Source organism: Spirosoma gilvum (genome assembly GCF_054776815.1).
The window spans coordinates 153023-178721 of the sequence record NZ_BAAHBH010000004.1 but is presented as its reverse complement, the minus strand read 5'-3'; the positions used below and the strand labels follow the sequence as shown (position 1 = coordinate 178721).

20 protein-coding genes and 2 pseudogenes are annotated in these 25699 nt (G+C 46.9%); 12 read left to right on the top strand and 10 right to left on the bottom strand.

The features are described from left to right. Nucleotides 1-7 precede the first annotated feature (7 nt). The 3 genes from ACYVFD_RS12185 (at nucleotide 8) to ACYVFD_RS12175 (ending at nucleotide 3185) form a co-directional block, all read left to right on the top strand. Nucleotides 8-487, top strand: a complete 480-nt coding sequence (locus ACYVFD_RS12185) for a gliding motility lipoprotein GldH (protein WP_461090345.1) — start codon at nucleotides 8-10, stop codon at nucleotides 485-487. 51 nt (nucleotides 488-538) lie between these two features. Continuing rightward, nucleotides 539-1177, top strand: a complete 639-nt coding sequence (locus tag ACYVFD_RS12180) for a phosphatase PAP2 family protein (RefSeq protein WP_461090344.1) — start codon at nucleotides 539-541, stop codon at nucleotides 1175-1177. Between the two features lie 115 nt (nucleotides 1178-1292). After that, complete coding sequence (locus ACYVFD_RS12175) at nucleotides 1293-3185, top strand: amidophosphoribosyltransferase (RefSeq protein WP_461090343.1); 1893 nt, start codon at nucleotides 1293-1295, stop codon at nucleotides 3183-3185. 90 nt (nucleotides 3186-3275) lie between these two features. Here the strand turns inward: ACYVFD_RS12175 and ACYVFD_RS12170 are convergent, their stop codons facing one another. After that, a complete protein-coding gene (locus ACYVFD_RS12170; protein WP_461090816.1) occupies nucleotides 3276-4613 on the bottom strand; it encodes a vanadium-dependent haloperoxidase in 1338 nt (445 codons plus the stop codon). A 261-nt stretch (nucleotides 4614-4874) separates the two neighbouring features. Here ACYVFD_RS12170 and dnaG point away from each other — a divergent pair, with 261 nt between their 5' ends. Beyond that, nucleotides 4875-6953 carry a DNA primase gene (gene dnaG / locus ACYVFD_RS12165; protein WP_461090342.1) on the top strand — a complete coding sequence of 693 codons (2079 nt, stop codon included), beginning with the start codon at nucleotides 4875-4877 and terminating at the stop codon, nucleotides 6951-6953. 77 nt (nucleotides 6954-7030) lie between these two features. Here dnaG and ACYVFD_RS12160 read toward each other — a convergent pair whose 3' ends face one another. Beyond that, nucleotides 7031-7426, bottom strand: a complete 396-nt coding sequence (locus tag ACYVFD_RS12160) for a hypothetical protein (RefSeq protein ID WP_461090341.1) — start codon at nucleotides 7424-7426, stop codon at nucleotides 7031-7033. Nucleotides 7427-7742: 316 nt separating this feature from the next. Between ACYVFD_RS12160 and ACYVFD_RS12155 the strand changes: the two genes are divergently transcribed. Continuing rightward, nucleotides 7743-8438 (top strand): LuxR C-terminal-related transcriptional regulator, encoded by a 696-nt coding sequence (locus tag ACYVFD_RS12155; protein ID WP_461090340.1) that lies wholly within the window; start codon nucleotides 7743-7745, stop codon nucleotides 8436-8438. A 10-nt stretch (nucleotides 8439-8448) separates the two neighbouring features. On the opposite strand, the pseudogene ACYVFD_RS12150 reads toward ACYVFD_RS12155, so the two are convergent. From ACYVFD_RS12150 to ACYVFD_RS12140, 3 genes and pseudogenes are all read right to left on the bottom strand, one after another. Next, nucleotides 8449-8652 (bottom strand): annotated as a pseudogene (locus ACYVFD_RS12150) (LytTR family DNA-binding domain-containing protein); the annotation flags it as partial. 112 nt (nucleotides 8653-8764) lie between these two features. Next, nucleotides 8765-8944 (bottom strand): annotated as a pseudogene (locus ACYVFD_RS12145) (LuxR C-terminal-related transcriptional regulator); the annotation flags it as partial. Between the two features lie 591 nt (nucleotides 8945-9535). Continuing rightward, nucleotides 9536-10543 (bottom strand): LytTR family DNA-binding domain-containing protein, encoded by a 1008-nt coding sequence (locus ACYVFD_RS12140; protein ID WP_461090338.1) that lies wholly within the window; start codon nucleotides 10541-10543, stop codon nucleotides 9536-9538. Nucleotides 10544-10706: 163 nt separating this feature from the next. On the opposite strand from ACYVFD_RS12140, the gene ACYVFD_RS12135 reads away from it, so the two are divergent. Beyond that, complete coding sequence (locus tag ACYVFD_RS12135) at nucleotides 10707-10880, top strand: hypothetical protein (RefSeq protein ID WP_461090336.1); 174 nt, start codon at nucleotides 10707-10709, stop codon at nucleotides 10878-10880. Nucleotides 10881-10892: 12 nt separating this feature from the next. Next, complete coding sequence (locus ACYVFD_RS12130; RefSeq protein ID WP_461090334.1) at nucleotides 10893-12005, top strand: lysophospholipid acyltransferase family protein; 1113 nt, start codon at nucleotides 10893-10895, stop codon at nucleotides 12003-12005. Nucleotides 12006-12105: 100 nt separating this feature from the next. On the opposite strand, the gene ACYVFD_RS12125 is transcribed toward ACYVFD_RS12130, so the two are convergent. From ACYVFD_RS12125 to ACYVFD_RS12115, 3 genes are all read right to left on the bottom strand, one after another. Beyond that, the gene (locus tag ACYVFD_RS12125) at nucleotides 12106-13668 is read right to left on the bottom strand and encodes an Rne/Rng family ribonuclease (protein ID WP_461090332.1); all 1563 of its coding nucleotides are present in this window, start codon (nucleotides 13666-13668) and stop codon (nucleotides 12106-12108) included. A 418-nt stretch (nucleotides 13669-14086) separates the two neighbouring features. After that, on the bottom strand, nucleotides 14087-14944 hold the full coding sequence (locus tag ACYVFD_RS12120; protein ID WP_461090815.1) for a tetratricopeptide repeat protein: 858 nt from the start codon (nucleotides 14942-14944) through the stop codon (nucleotides 14087-14089). A gap of 67 nt (nucleotides 14945-15011) precedes the next feature. Continuing rightward, nucleotides 15012-15314: an HU family DNA-binding protein gene (locus tag ACYVFD_RS12115; protein WP_080059271.1), complete on the bottom strand. Its 303-nt coding sequence runs from the start codon at nucleotides 15312-15314 to the stop codon at nucleotides 15012-15014. 139 nt (nucleotides 15315-15453) lie between these two features. Between ACYVFD_RS12115 and mutY the strand changes: the two genes are divergently transcribed. The 3 genes from mutY (at nucleotide 15454) to gldE (ending at nucleotide 18552) form a co-directional block, all read left to right on the top strand. Continuing rightward, a complete protein-coding gene (gene mutY, locus ACYVFD_RS12110; protein ID WP_461090330.1) occupies nucleotides 15454-16572 on the top strand; it encodes an A/G-specific adenine glycosylase in 1119 nt (372 codons plus the stop codon). Nucleotides 16573-16644: 72 nt separating this feature from the next. Next, on the top strand, nucleotides 16645-17169 hold the full coding sequence (locus ACYVFD_RS12105; RefSeq protein WP_461090328.1) for a single-stranded DNA-binding protein: 525 nt from the start codon (nucleotides 16645-16647) through the stop codon (nucleotides 17167-17169). A gap of 42 nt (nucleotides 17170-17211) precedes the next feature. Next, nucleotides 17212-18552 carry a gliding motility-associated protein GldE gene (gldE, locus tag ACYVFD_RS12100; protein WP_461090326.1) on the top strand — a complete coding sequence of 447 codons (1341 nt, stop codon included), beginning with the start codon at nucleotides 17212-17214 and terminating at the stop codon, nucleotides 18550-18552. A 74-nt stretch (nucleotides 18553-18626) separates the two neighbouring features. Here gldE and ACYVFD_RS12095 read toward each other — a convergent pair whose 3' ends face one another. Beyond that, nucleotides 18627-19724, bottom strand: a complete 1098-nt coding sequence (locus ACYVFD_RS12095; RefSeq protein WP_461090324.1) for an LBF_2804 family protein — start codon at nucleotides 19722-19724, stop codon at nucleotides 18627-18629. A gap of 176 nt (nucleotides 19725-19900) precedes the next feature. Between ACYVFD_RS12095 and ACYVFD_RS12090 the strand changes: the two genes are divergently transcribed. Both ACYVFD_RS12090 and ACYVFD_RS12085 read left to right on the top strand, forming a co-directional pair. Next, nucleotides 19901-21019, top strand: coding sequence for a DUF3500 domain-containing protein (locus tag ACYVFD_RS12090; RefSeq protein ID WP_461090322.1), 1119 nt, complete (start codon nucleotides 19901-19903; stop codon nucleotides 21017-21019). A 116-nt stretch (nucleotides 21020-21135) separates the two neighbouring features. After that, complete coding sequence (locus tag ACYVFD_RS12085) at nucleotides 21136-22740, top strand: S8 family peptidase (RefSeq protein WP_461090320.1); 1605 nt, start codon at nucleotides 21136-21138, stop codon at nucleotides 22738-22740. 85 nt (nucleotides 22741-22825) lie between these two features. Here ACYVFD_RS12085 and ACYVFD_RS12080 read toward each other — a convergent pair whose 3' ends face one another. Next, nucleotides 22826-25618: a S8/S53 family peptidase gene (locus tag ACYVFD_RS12080; RefSeq protein ID WP_461090318.1), complete on the bottom strand. Its 2793-nt coding sequence runs from the start codon at nucleotides 25616-25618 to the stop codon at nucleotides 22826-22828. Nucleotides 25619-25699 lie beyond the last annotated feature (81 nt).

The following is a 25699-nucleotide window of genomic DNA, read 5'->3' as shown; positions in this document are numbered from 1 at the left end:
TGTTACTATGAAGCAATTAGGTTTAGGACTGTTTCTGGTCTTGCTGGCCCTCGGCTGCGACACCAATGCAGTTTATAAGGAATACACCGACATCGACGAAGGGAAATGGTATATCAAAAATACGCCATCGTTCACGTTCGAAATCACCGACGCTACGGTGCCGTACAATATCTATTACAACCTGCGCAACAGCTTATCGTATGGATATTATAACCTTTACCTGACTCGCTATCTGCGCGATGCCAATGGGAAGGAAATTGAATCGCGGCTCGATGAATTGATTCTGATGGACCCTAAAACGGGTAAGCCAAACGGCGATGGGTTGGGTGATCTGTTCGATCATAAATTCCTGATGAAACGCAACTACCACTTTCCGAAACCCGGAAAATATACCATGCAGATTCGGCAGTATATGCGACAGGACCCGTTGCTTAACATTCTGAGCGTTGGTATTACCGTTGAAAAAGCGACTCCGGCTACACACTGAGCCTTCTTTGAAAAAGTTTCTGGCCGAATCATGCCAACAAAATAGTACCGAATGCTACTTGATCTAATCCGTAAAAACTGGCTCTTTTTTCTACCCTATGCGATCCTACTGGTTGTTGTGGGTTTGCTGCAACTGATGTATTCGCAGGAGCAGCTTATGCAATGGGTCAATACACGTAATAGTCTGTTGGCTGACCAACTATTTCCTTACATTACTTACCTGGGCGATGGGGCAACCTATGTTGTTGTGTGTCTGCTGTTGGCTATTTTCAACTGGCGTATTGGCTTGATGGAGTTGGCTAGCTTTGCGCTTTCTTCACTTACATCGGAATTTTTGAAGAAAGTGGTATTTAACGGATCGCCCCGGCCGCTGAAATATTTTGAACATTCCACCTTTCAATACCACATTATTGAAGGACTCGACATTCACAGTTATAATAGTTTTCCATCGGGTCATACCATCTCAGCTTTTGCGATGTTTAGTCTGATGGCTTTCCTGTATGTGCGCAAGGAGGTAGGCTGGATTTTCCTCTTTTTAGCTGTTCTGACCGGCTTTTCACGCGTTTATCTGTTTCAGCATTTTGTCGAAGATGTGTATGCCGGATCAGTCATTGGGACGGTTTCATCGGTTATAATTTATTTACTAATGCGCCGATGGGGAATGAAAGGGTTAAAATTTAACAGCAATTAGATACGCTTTTGTCTACCTTTGTTGAGTACTCCGCCGAACCATTGTGTAAGCGGAGCCGTTACTGCTTTAGTACTTCATTACTGACGAGAACCAACGTGCTTCGACACTCTCTCTCATGAGCGACGCCATCAAACATGAGTGCGGTATTGCCCTGATTCGGCTCCGCAAACCCTATCAATATTACATCGACAAGTACGGAACCCCTCTGTACGCAGCTAACAAGCTCTATCTGTTGATGGAAAAGCAGGTAAACCGCGGCCAGGACGGAGCTGGGATTGCCAACATCAAACTCGACGTTCCTGCCGGTCACCGGTACATTAGCCGATACCGCTCCGTCGATCAGCGACCCGTGACGGATATCTTCGAGAAGGTCAACAAGAAATTCCGGAAGGCGATCAAAGGCAACAAACACAAGGTTAAAGATGCCAAATGGCTCCAGGAGAATGTTGCCTTCACGGGTGAGGTCTGGATGGGTCATCTGCGTTATGGTACTCACGGTGCCAACGAAATTGAAAACTGCCATCCTATGCTGCGTCAAAACAACTGGCGGAGTCGTAATCTGGTGGTCGCGGGCAATTTCAATATGACCAATGTGGATGAGCTATTCACTAAACTCGTTTCATTAGGCCAGCATCCGAAAGAAAAGGTCGATACCGTCACGGTGATGGAAAAAATCGGGCACTTTCTGGACGAAGAAAACCAGCGGGTGTTTGATCGGTTTAAGGGCATTTACGAAAACCCTGACCTTTCCGACATTATCGAGGATAATATGGATCTCCAGCGCGTGTTGCACCGCTCATGCCGTGATTTCGATGGTGGCTACGCCATGGTTGGTATGACTGGCTACGGAGCGGCTTTTGTGGCGCGTGACCCGGCTGGTATTCGTCCAGCCTATTATTATGCCGATGACGAAATTGTGGTGGTGGCTTCGGAAAAACCAGCCATCAAAGCGGCTTTCAACGCTGAATATAGTGCCATCAGGGAAGTACAGCCTGGTCATGCGCTCATCATCGATAAATACGGTGAGTACGCCGAGCAACAGTTTGTACAACCCGTCGAGAAGAAATCATGTAGTTTCGAGCGGATTTATTTCTCACGGGCTACTGACCCCGATATTTATAATGAGCGGAAATCGCTGGGTAAACTCCTGATTCCGCAAATTCTGAAAGAAGTAGATTACGACCTCGAAAACACTGTTTTCTCCTACATTCCGAATACGGCCGAAACGGCATTCTTTGGTATGGTAGAAGGGCTGGAAGAGTACCTCTATAAGCAACGCAAAAAAGCGATTATGGAAGGTATTCTGTTTGAAGAGGAATTGGATAGGGTGCTGTCGTTCCGTCCACGGATCGAGAAGTTGGTCGCCAAGGATGTTAAGCTCCGGACGTTCATCGCCGACGATTCGCAGCGCGACGATATGGTGTCGCATGTGTACGACACGACCTTTGAAGTCATCAAAAAAGGGAAAGATAATGTCGTCGTGGTCGATGACTCGATCGTTCGGGGTACTACACTCGAAAAGAGTATTCTTCGCATGCTGGACCGACTAGGCCCGAAGAAAATTATTATTGTTTCGTCAGCTCCGCAGATTCGCTTCCCCGATTGCTATGGCATCGATATGTCGAAGTTCAGGGAATTTGTGGCTTTCCGGGCTGCACTGGAACTGCTTCGTGAACATGGGCAGGATTATATACTCGATGAAGTGTACGCACAGTGCGTAGCGGCTATTGAATCGGGAAATGCAAGCCAGCAAAATTACGTAAAGGCCATTTTTGAGCCGTTTACACACGAACAGATCTCGAAGAAAGTATCGGAGATCGTTACCCCTAACGATTTAAAAGCCGAGGTAGCAGTGGTGTATCAAACCGTTGAAAACCTGCATAAAGCCTGCCCTAATCATTCGGGCGACTGGTATTTCACCGGCGATTATCCAACTCCTGGCGGGAATAATGTGGTTAACAAAGCCTTCGTTAACTTTATGGAAGGTAAACTAGTAAGAGCCTATTAGAATAGGGCGAAAAGGGGAAGGGAAGAAAGGAAAAAAGGAATGCAACCGCAAGTCCCTTCTCCTTTCTTCCCTTCTCCTTTTCGCCTTGTTTTACTTCTCCCACGCCAGCGCATTCACATTGGCGCCAATCTTTTTGCCTTCGGTTAAGCCGGTTTCGTTATCCTGACGGGTGTGAATATTGCCATAGAAGCGAGAATCAGCCGATTCCTGAGCAGCTTGTGCAAATGAGTTGAACGAACGGGCTTTAAATTCAACATTACGCTGAGCATCTTTCCCTCGTCCTACGTGCGAATTATCCGTAAATGCAAAGTTTTCTCCATAAAGGGCCGTCAGCACGGTAGCCGAAGCAGACGATTGAGTTGCGTGTCCAGAAGGATAACCCGGAAAAGGTGGTGCTGGCCAGAAGGGCACCCATTTAGGGTCAATGGTGAGCCTGACGTAAGTATATGGGCGTAAGTTATTGTAGACGAATTTGCAGCGCCAGCATAAGATAAAAGCATCGGCTACCGAGATACCCGTGCGGGCAAATGTTTCGGCCGCTTTGGCGAGATTTGCTTTGGCGGTTGTCACGGCAATGAGCGCGATGCTGTACGAATGGCCAGGTGGAGTAAACGTTTCGGCTGGATTATCGGCCCACCACACCGCTATTTCTTTTTCGGTCTGGGTTAAATTCTGCGATTTGTTGTATACATCGAAGTACTGCCCAAAGATTGCCGACTTGATGTCGGTAGAATAAGCAAGTGGTTTCGGCATTGGCATATCATTGTTTGCCTTCAAAAATGTTCGAACCTGTCCCCAATAAGGTTGCATTGGGATTTTCTGCCCGTTTTCGGTGGGTTGCCACAAACCGGGACCCGTAGGCACAACATAACTGGCCGGGAAGTTTCGGGTGTAGCCTTCATGACCACCATCTGTTTTTGACCATTCGAAAATAGCGTCGGCGATTTTCTTTCCAAACTCAATAGATCGCTGATTCACAGTTTCGTCTGTGTCTAGATTCGCATTGAGGTTGACGGTTTCCAGCGAGTCAATTAAGGCTTTGTTTGCGGCATTAGTAGTTGGGTATAGACTTCGTAGAATAGCAGCTTCAGCAGCATTTGCACTTAACGCCCAGTTGTAGGTCTTACCCGATTCAACCTGAGGAAGCGTCGTCAGTCCTTGCAGTTGACCTGCTAAGGATTTGCGGTTAGCAATACCAGGTACAATAGCTTCATACATGGTCAGGCCGACGTACCCATAGGCACGCGCAGCAACCGGAGGGGTGAAGCCAGCAGTCGTTTTGGTTAGCTTCAGTTGTAAAGCGGCCCAGGTAGCAGCCACGTTGCTGTTGTACTCAGTAGCCGGTTTGCCACCACCAATTGTCGTGGGTTGTACATCGTCGGTAGGTTGTTTTCGGCAAGCCTGAAATAATGCGATGAGCAGAACAATCGTCAGAAGCCCATGATGGCGGCTCTGACGCTTCAATGATTGAATTGAACGTTTGGGGAATACAGAAGGGAAACGTGTATTCATGCGATTTTACGGAGTAAAGGTGGTCCTCACATCAGGTAGAAATCTGAGTATCAATTAGCCTTACAAAAATGTTGCCAGACTCACGCATGACTCACCGTAGTATTTGCTGTTCGGCGAGTCGGACAAACTCTCTTTTTCGCCGTACATTTGATAAGCTGAACCAACAAAGCTTACTCAATGCGTATTCCTGAAGAGACTGTAGAACGAATCCGGCAGTCTGCCGATATTCTGGAAGTTATTAACGACTTTGTTTCACTCAAGAAACGCGGGAGCAATTACATTGCCTGTTGCCCTTTTCACAATGAGAAAACACCATCATTTAATGTAAATCCTGTCCGACAGATTTATAAGTGTTTTGGCTGTGGTAAAGCAGGTGATGCGGTTCGCTTTGTAATGGACATTGAGAATATTGGTTATGGGGAAGCCCTGCGATACCTGGCGAAGAAATATGGCATCGAAATCGAGGAGCAGGAGCAAACGCCGGAAGATCTGCTCCGCCAGAATGAACGCGAAAGTCTGCTGATCGTTCTCAACTTTGCCAAGACATTCTTTCAGGAAACCCTGCTTAACTCGGATGAAGGAAAGAGCATCGGGCTCAGTTACTTTCGGGAGCGAGGTTTTTCTAACCCAACCATTGAAGCCTTCGAACTAGGCTATACGCTCGATCAGTGGGATGCGCTTTTGCAGGAAGGGCAGCGACGAGGCTACAGTCTGGAGTTGCTGGAAAAGGCCGGGCTGATATTGAGTAAAGAAGGTACTTCGGGTAAAGATCGAAAGATATTCGACCGGTTTCGTGGACGGGTCATGTTTCCGATCCATAACGTTTCGGGCCGGGTAATTGCGTTTGGAGCCCGTATCCTGAAAACCGATAAGAATCAGCCTAAATACCTGAACTCGCCCGAAACAGCGGTTTACCATAAAAGTCAGGTGTTGTATGGCATCTATCAGGCAAAACAGGCGATTCGACAGGAAGATGTCTGTTTCCTTACCGAAGGCTATACCGACGTAATCTCGCTCCATCAGGCTGGCATTAAGAACGTGGTGGCTTCGTCGGGAACCTCGCTTACAACTGAACAGATTCGATTAATTGCCCGGTTTACGCCAAACGTAACGATTCTGTATGACGGAGACGCTGCTGGTATCAAAGCGGCTCTGCGTGGGCTCGATATGGTGCTGGAGGAAGGTCTAAATCTACGACTACTCTTATTGCCTGATGGCGAAGACCCCGACAGTTATGTACATAAAGTCGGAGCCGATGCTTTTAAGTCCTATATCCAAACTCATTCACAGGATTTTATAGATTTCAAAGCCAGTCGTTGGTTAACTGAGGCCGGTGATAATCCGCTCAAGCGAGCCGAAGGAATTTCGGATGTTTGTGCAAGTATTACCCGAATTCCTGATCCGCTCAAGCGTCAGACGCTCTCGCAACGGGTAGCTCAGGTTTTCCATGTTAGCGAACAGTCTGTTATTTCCGAAATAAACAGGCTTCTCCGAAAACAGCAGGAGCAACATGCAAAAGATTACGAGCGTCAACAACGTAGTGCTGGTGGTAATAAACCCAATCCTAATTCAAGTAATACTTTAACTTCAGAGCCCTCACTCGACGACATAAACGCCTTACTGGATGGATTTAGTGAAGGAGGGCCTGACATTACCGATTTTACTGAGCAGGCCCCCAAAGTATCGACTGCGCCAGTATCCTCCCAAAAGGCCGTCAGAACGCCAATATCGTATCAGGAGGAAGAATGTATTCGGCTACTAATGAATTACGGCGCTCGTGAGCTGGAGCCAGGTATTTCACTTTGCCAGTATATACTTGATGAGTTGCATGAAATTGAGTTTCAAACAACTCCCTATGATTTAATGCTCACCTTATTTCGAGAGGCCTACAGCCGTGGCGAGATTTTAAGCGCCAATGACTTTCTAAATCGGCAGGAAGGACATGAAACGGATTTGCAAAACAGAACCATTCACTTGACCACACCCCGTTATGAAATCAGTGAAGGCTGGCTAAAACACGAGATTTTTGTTCCCTCAGAGGAAGAGATCAGCATTTTGGCGGATGCCGCCTATCGAAACATCCTTCGGATTAAGAAAATGCTGGCCGAAAAACGAATGGCAGAACTACAGCAATTAATGCGGGAATCGGGCAAAAAAACGCCTGAAGAAGCCGATCAGATCCTGCTTGAGTTTATGCATTTTAAGCGCATTGAAATGCAGATCTCAGGGCTTCTGGGCACTGTGATTTCTGGTTAGAGAACGTCAATCAACAAAAAGCCCTGGCTATGAAGTCATAACCAGGGCTAACCTTTATCATTAGGAGAGGGTGAACGCTACGCCTGGGCTACCGTAGTGGAGCCAATTACGCCGATTAATTCAGCGTCGATTTTACGATTTAATTCGCGCAATAAAATTGCATGTGAATGAAGCTGACCAGGTTTCGATGGCAATGCCGAACGGCCAGACTTTGAATTGGGTGACATGTCAAGAAACAGAGTCATCAGTACATCGCTCATTTGCTCACGCAGGTCGATGAGGTTCCGTAAGCGGGTTCGGCTTACAGACGATTGGCGAGAGAATGAAGCTTGCAACGAGTTGATAACCTGATTCAGTTTGGCATAGCGACGGTGAAACGCATCAGTTGCGCTTGCCCATTCCATAACCAGTTTCTGAATTTCTTCAGCCGACGCTTCGTAGCCGAAAAATTTTGTTGTTTCCTCTTGATTCATCACCCTTGCTTGAGAATTTCTGTTTGTGCGATTGACTGAATCAAAAGTATGACGTCCCTATTGCTGAAAGCAAATAGGGATGCGCGAAATCACCCATTTCTGGTCTGAAATCACCCAAAAAGTCTGAAATCAACCTAGAATTTGCGTGAAATAACAGGTGAAGCCGCCGAAACCAATCCACTCAATGTATGAAATCACCTCAAAAAATTGAACCTTGCCCGACGCTTCAGTCAGAAAATTGACGATTTCATTTATATAGTGTTACCAAAATTGGAGATTTGGTGTTACCTTCATGCACCCATATATGTAATCAATCATGAATCAATCTACTGGTGTCCAGGAGGGCACTAAAAACTTTGCTATTCGCAGGCGAGACTTTTCGATTCTCGTCGCCCAGTCAGAGCTGTTCAACTGCGAAGTATTAAGTCAGCTTCTACGGGAACAAGGGTATAACGTCGTCGGCCGTGCGGTCGAGATGGAGGATACTTTGCAACAGATTCGAGTTAAACGCCCAAAGTGCGTCATTGTCGAATCGGAAATCTCAGGTCAGGGCAGCCTGGATATTGTGGAGCAAACCCGAAGCGCCAATCAGCAAACCCGCTTTATTTTATACACCCGGAAGCCCGATCTGCGTACCATCGCCTATGCTATGCAAAAGGGGTTTTTTGGCTTCCTTTACGCTTCGGACGGGCTGGATGAACTCTATCGTTGCTTCCAGACGGTCAGCAATGGTGGTTGCTACTACAGCAATGGATTTATGGACCTCCTGCGGAATTTCGGAGTCAATGTCATCTCCGATGATACGCGTGATGAACTAAATCGACTGACCGAACGGGAACGGGAAGTCCTTCGGATGATAGCCAGTGGTGATACCTGCACCGATATTGCTGAGCGATTAAATATCAGCTATCGAACGGCGGTAAACCACAAGGCACATATCGCCCGTAAACTGAACTTGAAGAGCTGTCGGGAGCTTCCTCGTTACGGTATTACCGTAAAAAACTATCTATAGGCGAGGTAGATTAGCTTACTTCAAGTAATTCTTTATTATCTTTTTGCAACCACTCACGAAGTTCCTGCATCCTCGTGCGTGGGATTACTATGTCCTGACCTTTTGGTGTGTTAAGCCGAACAGTGTACTTGCCATTTTCCCAATGGGAATAGCTTAATATAGCCTGCCATTTGACAATGTAACCCCGCTTGATAAGGAAAAACTGTCTCGGATCAAATTCTGCTTCCGGTTCATAATGATTTTACTGTCGACGTTTTTGTTGAACCGCCCAACTCTACATTGGTGCCACTGATAGGCACTAAGATAGTGTGCAATTGATCATTCTTTCAAGAGGCAGTAGCCGGAAAACTATAGCTATAACCCGGACTACATGCATCCTGTAAGCCTAATTTCTGTGAAACCTGTACCCGCTGGTTCTTTACAGTATGTGGGCTAACAAACAGTTGTCCGGCTATTTGGTGTGTAGTTAATCCACTGGCAATTAAATGTAATACATCAAGCTCCCGATTACTGAGCGTTCTAAACGCTGTTAAAAGTGCAGTTTATAGTTATCTTCTCATTCGTTTCTGAAGCTTGTAGCGTAGCGTGTACCAGCGAAACCAATTGAGGCAATGCCGGTTTGGTCGTGAGGCATCAGTACACGTATGAATCGAAAGTGGAGCAAGAATGCAGAATCCGTACTTGATTGGCTGCAAGTAGGCTATTATGCATAGGCAAGTCAACTTGTCTTGTCTGAAATCACCATTTCATCGGACGAAATCACTAAAAATTGACTCCATAAGCTAATCTGGCTTAGAGACAGGTTCCAGCCAATCAAATAACTAGTAGAGGAAGGAGATGACACACAGGGCTAGGCTAAGCTTTGGCTTGGCCATAAAGATTTAGTCCGTGGCCAAACTAGGTTTGGGCAGGGCAGGCCTATTTAGTTGATTTCGCGCATGAAATGAGTGATTTCAGGCAACGCGTATTTTCTTTATTAAACGGACAAATAATATTTGTTCAGGATATCCAAAACGGATGACAGCAAATAAACTAACCTTATAAAGTAGGTATAGCAGGAACGATTGGAGAGAGGGTACTTGCTGAGGAAAGTTGCCTTATAGGGCGTCTGCAGGTTCCGGTTTACCGGCTGGATCACGGCCTTGTAGCCACTCACGGAATTCCTGCATCCGTACACGCGGAACAATGATCTCGTGATGGTCCGGGTTATTGAGTGTAACGATGTATTTGCCGTTTTCCCAATAGGAATAATGCAGTACGGCTTGCCGGTTCACGATATAATCGCGTTTAATGCGGAAAAACTGAGCTGGGTCTAGTTCCGCTTCTAATTCATTAATGGTCTTACTGACCATATACCGTTCTTTGACCGTTTCGGCATAGTAAGCGCGATCTTCGACTGTGAAGTAATACGCTTCGTTAACTGGGAAATCAAATTCGCCCTGTTTGCCTTTCCCTTTTAAATAATTAAGGTAGTTGGTAGAAGCTACAGTAGGTTTTGGCGAGAATGTTTCAAATAATTCTAAATATTTCTGAGAAGCAATGGCAGCATCGGATTCTGCTTTTTCCTGAGCTTCCTTGCGCTGCTGTAGATAGTCTCTAAGCAGTGATATGTTTAAAGCTATGTATCCTATAAGAATTACCGGGGCTAAATATTTAAAATATGTAGACCAAGTATAAGTATATACTATATAATCTTGCCAATACTTCGTCAAGGAATAGCTGGGATATTGTTCAAAAAAATAACGAACTGTTTGGGTGAAGGGGTTAAATACCCAAAAAGATATTAGTAACACAGGTAGGCAACGTAGCTCGTAATGACCAACAGAACGCCAAGAGTTCTCTACTCTATTGATGCCTCGGAAATGATGGTAGATATTCATAAGAGCTATGACAATTAATAGCGTGCATAGCTCAGGTAAAAAGAGTTGACTAATGAGTACACCAATATAGTGAAGGCCTCCGCCGGCTTTAGCGACTTTACTAATTTTTGCAGGAGATGCAACAGACCACCCTACAGCTTCAACTAGTGCTACAATACTTAGTAGTACCAGGACACTGTTAAACGGCTTCTTTAAAAAAGCGCGGGTAATTTGAATCTCCTTCATGCAGGCCTCGTAAACAAAAGTCGGACTAATATACTGGTAATTTTTAACTAATTGCAACCAATAATCATGACTTTTTTGCCATTGAAGGGCCTTTGGCGAGCCAGTAGCTTTGTATCATCAAATCAAGTAAAAGCTAAATCAATTATACAAGCTACAAATAGTCATGAAAAAGCAATTTGTCATCAAGTCAGCTCAGGCAGTTAAAAACGTAATCAAGCCTGTATCTAAGTCTGAATCAAACAGTTTGTTAAAGTTTATGGCAGCAGATTCTCCTTGCTGTCAAGGATTTGATGTTGGCTTCGTTGGGGTAGCTAATAAGTCTGTTTTCTCGCTCTAATTTCTTACTAGTATGCGTACCACACGACAACTTTACAAGGAGGAGTTGGAGCGTTGTCGCGCCCACTTCGAGCAAATCGACCTGGAGAAAGAGCGAGGGTATTTGATGAAATACACCACGTTTTCGGCCAACGTCGAGAACCTGCTGCCTGCTATTCCCCGTCAGGAACATGATATGCTCTTTCGGGAGCTGCTGTTGCAGCAGATGTTCACCACCTTCGATCAGCAGTGTCTTACAGCTGGTGATCTGGTAAAGTTGCGTGGAGCAGATCATCTGCTCGAAAAAGAGTATAGTCCCCGAATTTACTGCACCTATCACCTCGGTTCGTACCGAATGCTGACCAGTGTGCTGTTTCGCAAAGGCGTCGATTGTGTGCTACTGGTTGGTAGCAACATGAATCGCAATCAAGGGGATGGAATGGCCGAGCATATTGAGGGTTTACGGCAAAAACATGGCCTTACCAATGTGTTTCGGGTAGTTGAGGCCGGAAGTCCTACTGCGGGATTAACCGTGCTGCGGGAGTTGAAAGCTGGGCGGTCACTGATTGTGTACGTCGATGGGAGTCCCGAAACGGGTCCTAAACCCGGCGAAGAATCCCAATTTCTTTCTGTTCGTTTTGGGCATCGTCGGATGCTCACCCGGAAAGGAGTTGGTTACCTCTCGCATGCTGCGGGCGTACCCATCGTCCCGGTGGTCAGCTATCGTCGGTCCGATATGGTTAATGTGCTACATTGCCTGAAATCGATTAAACCGATTCCACAAAGTGATCGGGAGTTGTATTGCCAGGAGGCTATGCAGCAATTATATGATGGGTTCTGGCCGTTTCTGAAGCAGTATCCAGGTCAGTGGGATGGCTGGAATTACCTTCACCTGTTTTTAGAGCCGGAAAAAACGAACAAAACGTATACGGGTTACCGTAAGCAAATTGCTTTCAATGAAAACCGGTATACATTGTGCGATTTGGAAGATGCCCCTATTCTATTCGATCGCCGGTTGTACCAGACCTATGAGATTACGGAAGATTTACGGGATTTGCTCCTTAATCTTCATGAGGTAGAGTCAGTTGAGGAACTCTTAGGTCAGGAAATGCTTAGTGAATTAATGGAGATGGAAGTGCTGTTGTAAGCTACTTTCAACTCCTAACATAAACGCCGAGGGATTACCAGCTACTGTGGTAATCCCTCGGCGTTATTTTGTCAAAACGTAGTAAAATTTTACTACGTTTTTAAGCATTATTACTGAGTTCGATTTCTTCCCCCTGTCTGTTAAAAAACTTAAAGTTAACAATTCCTAACGAACTGTCCTTAATTAGTTTAACCCAGGTCTTATATTTCATATACCACTGCATTTGTCTAGAGTAAATACCCTTAGTGTAGTAGGCATATAAAAGCGGGTTCATAGAGATCGAAATACCCCGTTCATTTTGCTTTGTCAGAATGTAATCGAGGTTGTTTTCGATCACATCCGTTACTAATACGCTGGCCTGAATGGTGCCTGTGCCACCACAGGTTGGGCAGACCTCCCGGGTCACGATATTCATTTCGGGCCGAACACGCTGACGGGTAATCTGCATCAGCCCAAATTTGGTAAGCGGCAGAATCGTAAACTTCGAACGCTCGGGTTTCATCTCATCGCGCATGATGTCTTGCAGAAGCTTTTTGTTTTCTGCCTTCTTCATGTCGATGAAGTCGATCACGATAATACCACCCATATCGCGTAAGCGAAGCTGCCGGGCAATTTCTTTAGCAGCTTCCCGATTCACACTAATAGCGGTTGCTTCCTGATCTTCTTCAGAATTCGATTTATTCCCACTATTAACATCAATAACGTGAAGCGCTTCGGTATGCTCAATAATCAGATAGCCCCCACCTGGCAGGCTTACCGATCGGCCAAACAGTGATTTAAGCTGTTTCTCGAGGCCTAATGCTTCAAAAACTTTCGTTTTGCCCGTGTAGAGCTTAACGATTTTTTCTTTCTCGGGCGCTATCGTATGAATATAGTCCCTGATCTCATCGTACGATTCACGCGTATCGACGGTAATGCTTTCGAACGACTCGTTGAGCATATCGCGCAGGATCGACGAAGCCCGGTTCATTTCGCCCAAAACCCGATCTCGGGGTTTCGCTTCGGACAGCGATTTAAGGGCCTGGTCCCACTTAGCTAACGAGTTTTGCAGGTCGCGGTCGAGTTCCTCTACATCTTTGTCCTGAGCAACTGTCCGAACAATAACACCGAAATGCTGCGGTTTTAATGACGACATGAGCCGCATCAGCCGCGACCGTTCGGCACGGTCGGTAATTTTTTTGGAAAGGTTTACGCCATCTGAGAATGGCACCAGCACTAAATAGCGGCCGGCAATCGAAATATCGCAGGAAAGGCGTGGACCTTTGGTTGAGATAGGCTCTTTGACTACCTGAACCAGGATGGGAGCGTTTTTCGTCAGTACCTTATCGATTTTCCCAATCTTTTCGATAGGTGGCTCCAGCTTCATACCACTGAGCCGCCCGGACGTGACGCGCTTGGCGATTACATCTTTAACCAGTTTATTGAGCGAATTAACATTCGGCCCCAGATCCTGATAATGCAGGAAACCATCTTTTTCGTGCCCAACGTCGACAAAAGCAGCGTTGAGGCCAGTGGATAATTTCTTGACTGTTCCTAAGTAAAGATCGCCAACGGTGAAGCTGCTGTCTAACTCTTCTTCGTGATACTCCAGCAGTCTCTTGTTTTGCAAGAGCGCAATCCGATCACCTTTCTGAGTTGAACTGATAACTAATTCATTACTCACAAGATGAATATACGGTTAGAAAATGGCTGAGTAAAAAAATAGAAGCCACGTTCGGACTTTACAGGCCGGCCGAGGCTTCTACAAAATGAGTTTTAAGTTTACGGTTTACAGTTTATAGTTGACTGACGCATTAATTTGTTCGTGTGTCAGTCAACTATAAACTGTAAACCATAAACCGTAAACTATTTTTTCTTATGCCGATTTTTTCTGAGCCGCTTCTTCCGTTTGTGAGTAGCAATCTTGTGCCGTTTCCGTTTCTTACCGCAAGGCATAATCAATAAATGTTTTTAATGGTTTAAAATTCGTGTCGGCCAAACAACCTAGTTTAGCCCTTATAATTAATGTATAATGAAAAATGAATAATGTATAATGAGTGGATCAGAGCCTGCTTCATTTTACATTGCCCATCGTACATTCGTCATTTGAGCCGTTCTTCATATTCCTGAACGGCTGCTAGAATTTGCGGGTCTTTCTCCTGCTTTTTCACTTGAGCCAGCACTTGCCGGGCTTCAGCTTTCTGACCCGCTTCGGCTAAACTTACGCCTAAGTAAAACTGAGCTTTCCGGCTGGTCGGATTATTAACCAGAATTTGCCGGAATCGTTCGATAGCCCGTTCATACTGATTCGACCGCATGGCCAGTAAACCTAAATTAAACAGAGCCAGTTCATTCGTCGGGTCCTGTTTGATCACCTCCCGCAGCAGCATAATGCCCTGCATCGGTGAGTCGGTATTCACATAGGTCATTGCCATATTGGCTTTGGCTGACAGCAGATTTGGATTTTTGGCCAAAGCCTGCCCGTAGTAATCCCGGGTTTTCTGACCTAGTAAGGCCGATTTTTTTTCATCAACAGCAAACCCATAGGCTTCAAAAAAGGCATCGCCAGCTCGTAGCAAATTGCGCTCGCTCGGAACCGATTTAACCAACTCTTCTGCATAATAAGCCGCACTATCGTAACGGGTTATCTCGTGCAGAAGCGTAATCAGTTTTTCGCCGATGGCTTCTTTCTGAGCAGAACTAGCCTTGGTAAACTCAGTCTCCAGCGCGGTCAGCCGTTTTTGTTGGTCGGCCGATAAGGGCTTTTCATGTACGGATGCGCCGGAGCCGCTGGTAGCTTCGCTGGGTGATTCTACACCTGGCTGATTGGGGCTGGAGGCCTGCATGGAGCGACCACCAAGCTGCTTGTTATCATTTCGTACGACTACCTTTGGTAAAGAGTATAACCCCACCGTCAGGGCCGAAGCCAATACGATAACAAGCAGCACGGATTTATTCATCATGGATGGTCGTCACGGGCAAAGCCTGGCCTGAATGGCTCAGCTTAAGCCGTCATAGCAAGGTTGCTTACTCAGCAGTTACTTTTGCCTTTTCGCTGGTTTTTACCTGTTCAACAAAAACCTTGGCGGGTTTGAAGCTCGGAATGAAGTGCTCGTCAATTACCATAGCGGTGTTTTTCGAGATATTCCGGGCTACCTTCTTAGCGCGCTTCTTATTGATAAAGCTGCCGAACCCTCTCACATAAATGTTCTCTCCCTCGGCCAATGAGTCCTTAACTACTGAAAAGAAGGTTTCCAATGTGTTTGTTACTTCTGCCTTATCAATGCCAGTCTTATCGGCGATCTCGGCAATTACATCTGCTTTCGTCACGACTTCTTAAACTTTAACGTTTTCTGTGTTGTTGAAAATTCGGGTCTCAAAATGGGAGCACAAAGGTAGGGCTTTCCTATAAATTTAAAAAGTCCGGTCTTCCATTTTTCCTGCTAACGTTCTATTTTTTTGTTTTATTTTGAATTGGCAATCAGACCTTAACAAAATTGAAGTCACCTTCGCGCCTATTTTGGAGAGGTGGTACGAAGCGCATAAACGTGATCTTCCCTGGCGCCATACCCGCGATCCATATCGCATTTGGTTATCGGAAATTATCCTTCAGCAAACCCGCGTAGCACAGGGAAAACCGTATTACGAACGGTTCCTGGCTGCCTATCCAACCATTGACGATATGGCTCGCGCCGATGAGCGTGAACTACTTCGACTTTGGCAGGGATTGGGTTATTATTCCCGTGCTCGGAATCTGCATCAGACAGCCCGTTATGTAACTCTACAGTTAGGCGGCAAGTTCCCGTCTACGTATCATGATCTGCTGAAAATGAAGGGTATAGGCGCTTATACGGCTGCTGCTGTGGCTTCCTTTGCTTTCGGCGAGCGGGTGCCGGTAGTAGATGGGAATGTGTACCGTGTACTGGCCCGGGTATTTGGGATTACTGAGGACATTACGACCACATCGGCAAAGAAAACCTTTGCCACGTTAGCCAATCGGCTAATCCAGTCGGCTGGCGACCCGGCTACATACAATCAGGCCATCATGGAATTTGGAGCAATTCATTGCACACCCGTAGGGCCGGATTGTCTGTTGTGTCCGTTGCAGGAGGCTTGTGTAGCGTACCAAACAGGGCGACAGCATCTGTTGCCAGTCAAGGCGAAGAAAGCAGCTGTTCGAGAGAGATATTTTACGTACCTGGTTTTTCGACATAATGGAAAACTGGCTATGCACGAACGAACCGCCCGTGATGTTTGGCAGAATTTGTTTGATTTTTACTTACTCGAAACCACGGAATTTGCATCAGGAAGCATTTTAGAGCATCAAATGGAATCTTTCTGGCGTCAATTGTCGTTACCTGAACCAATCCTTGAAACGGTAACACAGGGTACGTTGGCCGATCAGCCGATTGAGGCCATGCAGTTACTTTCGCATCAGCGGATACGTGCCCGATTTTATCTGATTGATTTACCAGAAGAAGCTATTTCCCGTTTGTCCAGCGACTTGCACTGGTTTGATGAAGAAGCCCTAAGTCAACTTCCTAAGCCCGTATTGATTACAAACTATTTGAAGGATCTGCTTGGATAAATCGGTATAATTCGGTATCTTTATTCTTCTTAAACGCCACATAATTAATTCATAACCAACAGAACAAAGAGCATGGCAAGTCTTAATAAGATGATAATAATCGGTAACCTGGGTGCCGATCCTGAGGTACGATACCTGGATGGCGGAGCTGTAGTAGCTACCTTCAACGTCGCCACTACCGAGAAATTTACTAACCGAAATAACGAGAAAGTAGAGCAGACAGAGTGGTTTCGGATTGAGTTATGGAATGAACAGGCCAAAGTGGCTGAAAAATACTTGAAGAAAGGTAATTCGGTTTATGTGGAAGGCCGGTTGCGGACAGAAATCTGGACGGATAAGGAAGGTAAAGAACGAACATCGCTACGCGTTCGGGCCAATACGATGCAATTGTTGGGTAGCCCGAACAGTGATCGGGCAGATGAGCCTTCGTATGAAGCTCCTCGCCAGCAGGCGGCCCCTGCCCAGCCCGTAAGTGCTCCCCGCCAGCAAGCTGCTCCGGCTCCTCGGCAACAGCCAGCCGGAACGCCGGACCGCCGTAAAGAGCCGGAACCTGTGCCTTTCGAGAGCAATAGTGGTGATGATGACCTCCCATTCTAATCGCTACCCCGACGCTCTATTGTTGAACGAGAACTGATATACATGGATCCTGGTGACCCACTTCCTCGACAGGTGCTCCCAGCCGTAGATGGCTGGAGCACCTATTTTGATTTATACGCCCCTTATACGGCTTTAATTTTACTGCTACTGACGCTAGCCGGTCTGGTATCGGCGTCCGAAGCAGCTTTCTTCTCCCTTTCTCCCGATGATCGCGCACAGTGTCGGGAGAGCTCTAAAGTGCCTGACCAACGTATAGCCCAGCTTCTGGAAAGACCGAAGCGATTGCTGGCTTCGCTGGTAATTTTCAATAATCTACTCAACATCGCTATTGTCGTTATTGTCACTTACCTGACCTGGGAGTTCTCGCAAGGGTCGGGTGGTTCCAATTGGCTATTGATTGGGGTGGCGCTGGCAACGACAGTAGCCATTGTCTTGTTTGGTGAAATTGTACCGAAAGTGTATGCCAGTCAGAATAACCTGACGGTGGCTCGCCAGACGGCAGCGTTAGCGCAGATAGGGCTGATGGTTTTCCGACCGTTGGCCATGATGCTCGTAAATCTGAGTAATCAGGTTGATAAACGCATTCAGCGACGGGGATACAAATTGTCAGTCGAAGAATTGAGTCAGGCTGTGGAGCTGACTGGTGTGAATGCAACAGTTGAGGAAAAAGAGATTCTGAAAGGAATAGTCAACTTTAGCAATCTGACGGCCCGTCAGGTGATGCGTGCCCGACTCGATATTTCAGCCGTCAGAGATCAGCTACCATTTAGTGAATTGCTGGCTCAGATCAATGCATCGGGTTATTCTCGGGTGCCTGTGTATGGCGAGTCGCTGGATGAAATAGAAGGTATTTTGTATATTAAAGATTTACTGCCGCATATTCATGAATCGGATAGCTTCCGTTGGCAATCGCTGCTGCGACCGGTCTACTTTATTCCAGAAAACAAAAAAGTAGATGATTTACTTCAGGACTTTCAGAAGCGACGAGTTCATATTGCTATTGTCGTCGATGAGTACGGAGGAACCCGTGGTCTGGTCACGCTAGAGGATGTTATCGAGGAAATCTTTGGAGACATCAACGACGAATTTGATGAAGAAACGCCTGTCGGCTATCGGCGCGAAGATTCTCAAACCGTTGTGTTTGAAGGCAAGATGCCTTTGACAGATGTTTGCCGAATTATGAATGTCGATGCTACCACCTTTGAAGAGGTGCAGGGTGATAGTGAATCTTTGGGAGGGCTACTGCTCGAATTGTTTCATCGGCTTCCAAAAACAGGTGACGAAACAAAGTACGACGGGTTTGTTTTTCAGGTGCTATCAGCCGATGATAAACGGATTAATGAGGTTCGCGTCCGAAAAAATGATGTGGTAGAACAGGAATAACCTAACCTGAATAGATAAACCTGCCAGCACATCCGCTAGATTCGACGGGCCTTTTATGTATAGCCTTTTATCCGTCAGACCCACAGACCCCGCCCCTGATTATAATCGGTGCTCATTTGCTGGATTTCTTTGACCGAATAACTCATAAAACCGCTTTTACGAAGTTGACGGATGCGGCCTTTTTCAGCCCGCGACAAATGGCCATCAATCAGCGCCCCGAATACAATCAACCGTTCCAGACTATGATGTACTGCACTCGGTATTTTTTGTATTTGCTCAGTAAATTGGTTTGAAACACCCATATCATTCGTAAGCTCAAACCGATCTTTCACCGTTTCGGTCAGCAGAAAGTGGGCATAATTATAGGGGCGGTCCAGCACAAATATAAACTGGAGGGCTTCCATAATCAGTGGGCGAAATTGGTCGTTTTTGCCCCATTCTTCGAAAAGTTCATGGACAAACTCCCGGATCGTTGTGGGAGCCATCACCCGTATCTGTGTTTCGTGCAAGACCTGCCAGGATGCCCAAGCATTCCAAAGTGCATAAACAGGCAGGCCAATCAAGTCGAGAGCATACGAGCCAATAAATGGTTGCAGAATCAGCCGTAAGCCCAGTGCAGTTAGAGAAGCTTTAACAACGTTCAACAGGAAAAACAGGGTCAAGCCCCAGCGTGGCATGGTCAGATAGGGGTCGATGCCAAAACGGAGAAAGCCCGGTTGCGATTTTTCAAACGCAGCCTTTTCAAGTGCCTGTAAATGCCGTTCGTACTGAGCATCATGTGCTCGTGGAAACTGACAAATTTCCATAATCGTTTTAACGCCCCATCTGTTTATGGCCAACAACAGGTTGATTTCCAGATAAACCAGAAGAATGCTGTATAAAGCAGTAATCAGCGGTAATTCGTACGAATTACCAAACAACCACACCGTCGTTGTGCTGAACAGATCGGGCCAGGTATATTGGGGCACATAAAGTAATAATCCCCCAAAAATGCCTAGCAGAGTAGCCATAACAAGGGTCGCCAGTTTGGCCCGCCGAATAACCCGTTGTTCAATAGGATTGAATACAAAAGGCTCATCGCTCGGATGCGACATATCCAGTGCCTGCCGCAGATAGCGCAAGGACAGGTGGTCGAGTGGACCCGTGCTGTTGTTCGGAGGCCGGGTAGACATGTTTGTAGTTTGTGACAGTGAGTTATGCGTTTAACAAGGAAAATACTCGGGTTGTTGGAAAACAATTGGATATAATTAACCGACTTCGGCAGAACGGTAAATCTTAGGACTCTAATCAATAGGTAAATGCAGCCCGTAAGCCTCTTTACAGTTTGTTGGATAAATGCCCTTCTCCTATGAAACACATATTTTTTCTCGTTGGCTGCCTCTTGGTTGGTCAGTTACAAGTATTGGGCCAGATTGCCCCTTCACCCAGTACACTGCCTGTTCAACAGCGCACCAAAGACGAGATGACTAATGCTGCCAGAACATATCTGGCGTCTCTTACGCCTGAGCAGAAGCAAAAAGCGATTTTCGCGTTTGGCGATGAAGAACGATTCAACTGGCACTTCGTACCCAGAACCCGTAAAGGTCTGCCGCTGAAAGAAATGACGGCCGAACAACGAAAGGCCGCCATGGATTTAGTTAAAACCGGGCTAAGTGTGCAGGGGTATGAGAAAGTGACCTCCATTATCGATATGGAAAACGTCCTCCGGGTGATTGATAATCGCCCGCCGAACGATACGTATCGCGATCCAGAAAATTACTCAATCACTATCTTTGGTGATCCGTCGAGCAAAGATCCCTGGGGCTGGCGTATTGAAGGGCACCATCTATCGCTGAACTTTTCAAGTGCCGATGGAAAAGCCCTGGCCTATTCGCCCACCTTTTTTGGCAGCAACCCCGGTGTGTTGCGGTATGATACCCAGATGGCCGACAAGCGCATGTCGGACCCGCGTGTAAATGATCTGCCCCAAAAAGGCCGGGAAATTCTGAAGCAGGAAACCGAACGAGCATTTGCCTTACTGAAAACATTCACCGATGAGCAACGGAAACAGGTGGTACTCGATCCGGTGGCATATCCGGAAATTGTGACCAGCAACAAACGGAAAGCCTCGCTGGAAAAAATGGACGGGCTAAAGTATGCCGATATGAATGCCTCGCAGAAGAAACTGTTCAAGGATTTATTACAGGCGTATCTGGCTGTCTACCGAATTACGCTGGCCAAGCAGCAGATGGACAAGCTCGAAAAAGCCGGACTGGATAATCTTCGCTTTGCCTGGGCCGGTGACCTAACTCCTGAACTGGGCGCGGGTAAAGGCTGGTATTACCGGATTCATGGCCCAACCATCCTGATCGAATACGATAATACCCAAACCAACGCTAATCACATTCATACCGTGGTTCGGGATTTGACCAACGATTGGGGCGAAGACGTGCTGGGTGAACACTATCAGAACACCAGCCATAAGTAACCAGTGAAACCCCAACGAACGTTAAAAGCTTATGATTTTATAAGCCATTTAACAACTTTTAAGCCTTTTTATCGGTCATTTCTTCGTAATTTGTGAAGATTATTTGTTATCAATTCATGAAGAAACTCCTTATCAGTGCGTCGGCCTGTCTGTTTTCGATGGCAGCGCTGGCGCAACAAACGCAGTGGTATCTGCAAGATAAAACCGATAATACGGCTGGAATTAGCGTAGAGCGTACCTATCGCGAACTCCTGAAAGATCGTAAGCCAACTCCTGTCATTGTAGCCGTTATTGATGGTGGAATTGATACTACCCACGAAGATCTACGACGGATATTGTGGGTCAATCCGAAAGAGATAGCCGGTAATGGGAAAGACGATGACAAAAATGGCTATGTAGACGACGTTCATGGCTGGAACTTCATTGGTGGTAAAGACGGGAAAAATGTTAGCTACGAAACGGCTGAAGTGACCCGGCTATATGTGCAGCTAAAGCCTAAGTATGAGGGAAAGGACCGGAAAAGTCTGAAGCCCGACGAACAGAAAGAGTATGATCAGTATGTAAAAGCAAAGGCTGAGGTCGAGAAAAATCAATCCAAGTATAAAGCAGAGTATCAGGGGATCAGTCAGTTTTATAGCCAGTACTCATCGGCGGTTGATAACCTCAAAAAAGTATTACACGTAACAACGCTGGATACGCTGACGCTTCGTAAGGCGGCCGATACACTGAGTGATGTAGCCCTGAAGCGCCCGGTTTTGGGAGTATTGCGGTTGCTGAAGCAGCAGAATGCTCCTGATGCCGATGTAGTGCTGGGTGAACTGGAGAAGTATAACGAGCAACTGAAATCCCGTGCCGAGTACAACTACAATCCCGATTTCGACGCACGCTCGATTGTTGGCGACAACCCAAATGATCTGAATCAGCGCGACTATGGGAACGCCGATATTGCAGGCCCACGGCCCGACCACGGTACCCACGTAGCGGGTATCATTGCGGGCGACCGCACGAACAATCTGGGCATTATGGGTGTAGCCGACGCGGTACGGATTATGGGTGTGCGGGCTGTTCCCGATGGTGATGAACGTGATAAAGACGTAGCTAATGCCATTCGGTACGCCGTCGATAATGGGGCTCAGATTATCAACATGAGCTTTGGGAAGGATTACTCTCCCCAGCGTAAAGCCGTTGAAGATGCGGAGCGGTATGCCCTTTCGAAAGGTGTTCTTATGATTCATGCTGCCGGAAATGATGGCAAAGACATCGATACGGCCGCGAATTATCCGGCTCCTCGCTTCATAGATGGAACCGCCATCCCGAATGTAATTACGGTAGGTGCCAGCGCCGAGCCTAATAACGCTGAACTGATTGCCAGTTTCTCCAACTATGGCAAACAAAACGTAGACGTATTTGCGCCAGGAAAGGATATTTATTCGACCGTACCGGGCAGTAAATATGAAAACAATAGTGGTACTAGTATGGCCTCGCCGGTAGTAGCCGGAGTAGCCGCTGTTCTGAAAGCGTATTTTCCCAAGCTAACCTACGCCGATATTAAACGCATTATTCTGCAATCGGCAACACCCTATACGACTAAGGTAACCCGGCCCGAATCGAATGATTTAGTCGCCTTCAATACCTTATCAAAAACCGGTGGTATTGTCAACCTGTACGAGGCTGTAAAAATGGCACTTGCTCAGGATGGGGCTTCAGGGAAAGGAAAGTAAACTGACAAGTTTCCAGAAAAGCCAATGGCCACATAGCGGTCATTGGCTTTTTGCATTTGCAGTGTTCTACAAAGCGTTGATCATACTATTTCTTGACAAACCGCCCAGTCTGTGAACTGAGTCCATCGGTGAGTTGAAGAATATATGAGCCGGGGGCCAAATCACGAACCGATATAGATCCTTCAAATTGCCCGTTGGGCGCAGATAAAGAAAGGGGTTGTTGCTGTAAAACACCATGTAGGTCAAATATACCAATTTGCACCTGGCGGGAGGCTGGATTGACATAACGGATTGACAAGGTCGTTTCTGCCGGGTTAGGGTAAAACATAAGCTGGTTAGTTGGGTCAAGGGTAGTAGCTGTGAGAAGGGCTGTTGTCCGTACCGAACGCTCAGTCGACCAGCCGATGCACGTTTGTTGAGTAACCTGCACTTTATAAACACCAGCCTGAGCAACAATTAGACTATATTGGCGGGCATTGGCAATCGCCTGGTTGTTTCGATACCATTGATACTGATAGTCTGTGTCGACTGGGGCTTTCAACGTAACGGTGGCGCCCTGTGGCAGGTATAAATCGGTTTCTTCGGGTACCAGCGAAAGATTACCGACGGTAGAGGACTGTAGTACGGTTTCATTGGACAATGTCTGGCAACCATTCTGGCTCACTCGTACTTGATAACGACCCGCCTGGCTGGCATTGAATGTACTGGTGTGGGCGCTGACAATGACTGAGCCATCCAGTAACCAGTCGAACGTAGCCGTATTAAGGTTGGCGCTTTTTGCTGCTATCGCTGTCAACCGTAGGGGATTATCAATACCACAAAGCAATTGATTGCCCGATGGTGTCAGTATGATTTCGGGTGTTCGGCTAGTTACCTGCATTGGCAGAGAGGTAGCTGAGCAACCATTCTCAGCAGTAACACGAAGTTTGTATGAACCCGTCTGGGTTATCAGGTAGCTGGACTTCGTAGCACCCGCCAGGAGCGTGTCGTTCCGAAACCACTTGTATTGCAGACCCGACGAAATCGTGTCAGACTGTACTAGCAAGGTTGCACCAGGACAAAGGGTGGTATCCCGACCAGATAGAATGTTGGCCGTTAATGTGCAATTCACTCGGTAAAGCCCACTCACAATGACGGAATAGGGTTGACTGGAGTACGTCATTTTACCCTTGTATGAAACCGTAATTGTATACGTTTTTCCCGGAACTGGATTGGCAATGTATACCTGCTCCACATTGTCACGAATATTGTCGCCCCTGACAGCGGCCTGGGCTGGTTGAGCTGGGTTCAGGACGAATGGTAAGGTCGTCTGTTGCCCATCACTAATTCGCAGATCGAGGTCGTTGATAAGTTTAGGGTTACGACTGTTGACAGATGTAGGCGTGATACTGGTCGCTGCTGCTTCTGGATCAGTCCAGCAAATGGTTACGACGAGGGGTTCATTGCCCTGGGCAACAACTGATTTGGTGAATGTACTACCAGGGGTTAAGCTTTGCTCCAGAATAAGATGCGCCCGATTTTCATTCAGTAAAATACGGGCGGCTGCTTCGGTATTGAGAAGCCCCCAACCCTGACGGTAATCGGGCCCGGCTTCGGGATTAGGCCGATCGGCAGTATGAAGAACCAGTCCTTTTAAGGTAGCTGCCCGCATGAATTGCCCACCGGATAGAACACCGGCAGTCCGTTGCCGAGTGTATAATTCCTGTAACAGAAACAGGGAACCCGAGACATTGGCCGATGCCATCGACGTGCCGGTATAAGCTCCATAATCGGTTGTACTGCTACCCAACGATGATAGAACACTGGTCCCGACACCCAGCAAATCGGGTTTGATCCGGCCATCATCCGTAGGGCCCCAGCCACTGTATGAGGCTGATCCGACGAGTACGGGTTGATTTTGATTCGTATAACTTACATTGGCTGCACCAACCGTCAGCACATTTTTGGCTGTTGCATCGGCCGGAATCACGTCATAGGCCTCATTATGGCTCCGGGCTACCGTACTTTTTACATCGGTATTTTTCAGATAATAAGCCGTACCGTCGGGCGGACCCGTTTCTGCTCGTTTGTTGTCGGCCGACCGGACCATCAGAAAAAACGGATTATTGTACGCCAGCTTATCCAGATCCTGGGTTTTGGTAGAATAAAAGCCGAACAGATAATCTTCGGTCGCATTAATGGATGGATTACCCCACCATTCCCATTTCAGGTCTGGATTAGTACCTGGTCGTGACTCATTATAAATCCAGCCAGCCACGGGTCCGTAGGCATGATTGGAGATTAGGAGGTTAGGAGCTGCCGTTGTCAGTTCAGTAATGTCGTCGGTATAATCCCATACGGATAATTGAGCCCCAAAAGCCATCCCTTTTGCCCAGGAATTGACACCTTTGGCTACTAGTGTTCCGGCCAGATGGGTAGTATGGTCATTTACAGACGTGCCATTATCTTTCTGACTGATTTTGGCACTTCCGTAAGCAGTGCCTGTAAACTCCTGATGTGAACTAAGGACCCGACCGCCATCCCATAAGCCCAATCGCCCTGCCATAGCTGCCGAATTGCCCGATAGTGCAACCGGTAGCGAACCTCCTCCCTGTAATGCCTGAGTTCGGGTACCCTGAGCGGCTTCAACATTATGCAGGGAATAATAAACCGGCTGGCCTAACGGGTCGATTTCCTGAAGGGTAAGAACACGCTGATTGGAATAATTTTTGCGGATTGGTAAATGGTATCGACGAGCGAATTGACGTGTTTGTTTGCGGTTCTTTTCGTAACGCTTCAGTAAATCGGTCTGCCAGGTCGGTACCGCTTTCGATGGGAAATGCTGCGCCCAAACGGGGCTAGTCGTAGCTCCTGACAAAAAAGCCAAAACCAGGCTCATCAACAGAGGAAATCCCCTGAAATAGATAAACTGAGCCTGATAATGCGTACGTAACCTATACTGGTAGAGCCGTGCCAGATG

Excerpts from the sequence above, each read along its gene's own strand:
- ACYVFD_RS12185 (WP_461090345.1), top strand. The coding sequence starts at position 8 with ATGAAGCAATTAGGTTTAGGACTGTTTCTGGTCTTGCTGGCCCTCGGC.
- ACYVFD_RS12180 (WP_461090344.1), top strand. The coding sequence starts at position 539 with ATGCTACTTGATCTAATCCGTAAAAACTGGCTCTTTTTTCTACCCTAT.
- ACYVFD_RS12175 (WP_461090343.1), top strand. The coding sequence starts at position 1,293 with ATGAGCGACGCCATCAAACATGAGTGCGGTATTGCCCTGATTCGGCTC.
- dnaG (WP_461090342.1), top strand. The coding sequence starts at position 4,875 with ATGCGTATTCCTGAAGAGACTGTAGAACGAATCCGGCAGTCTGCCGAT.
- ACYVFD_RS12160 (WP_461090341.1), bottom strand. The coding sequence starts at position 7,426 with ATGAATCAAGAGGAAACAACAAAATTTTTCGGCTACGAAGCGTCGGCT.
- ACYVFD_RS12155 (WP_461090340.1), top strand. The coding sequence starts at position 7,743 with ATGAATCAATCTACTGGTGTCCAGGAGGGCACTAAAAACTTTGCTATT.
- ACYVFD_RS12140 (WP_461090338.1), bottom strand. The coding sequence starts at position 10,543 with ATGAAGGAGATTCAAATTACCCGCGCTTTTTTAAAGAAGCCGTTTAAC.
- ACYVFD_RS12135 (WP_461090336.1), top strand. The coding sequence starts at position 10,707 with ATGAAAAAGCAATTTGTCATCAAGTCAGCTCAGGCAGTTAAAAACGTA.
- ACYVFD_RS12130 (WP_461090334.1), top strand. The coding sequence starts at position 10,893 with ATGCGTACCACACGACAACTTTACAAGGAGGAGTTGGAGCGTTGTCGC.
- ACYVFD_RS12120 (WP_461090815.1), bottom strand. The coding sequence starts at position 14,944 with ATGAATAAATCCGTGCTGCTTGTTATCGTATTGGCTTCGGCCCTGACG.
- ACYVFD_RS12105 (WP_461090328.1), top strand. The coding sequence starts at position 16,645 with ATGGCAAGTCTTAATAAGATGATAATAATCGGTAACCTGGGTGCCGAT.
- gldE (WP_461090326.1), top strand. The coding sequence starts at position 17,212 with ATGGATCCTGGTGACCCACTTCCTCGACAGGTGCTCCCAGCCGTAGAT.
- ACYVFD_RS12095 (WP_461090324.1), bottom strand. The coding sequence starts at position 19,724 with ATGTCTACCCGGCCTCCGAACAACAGCACGGGTCCACTCGACCACCTG.
- ACYVFD_RS12090 (WP_461090322.1), top strand. The coding sequence starts at position 19,901 with ATGAAACACATATTTTTTCTCGTTGGCTGCCTCTTGGTTGGTCAGTTA.
- ACYVFD_RS12085 (WP_461090320.1), top strand. The coding sequence starts at position 21,136 with ATGAAGAAACTCCTTATCAGTGCGTCGGCCTGTCTGTTTTCGATGGCA.
- ACYVFD_RS12080 (WP_461090318.1), bottom strand. The coding sequence starts at position 25,618 with ATGAGCCTGGTTTTGGCTTTTTTGTCAGGAGCTACGACTAGCCCCGTT.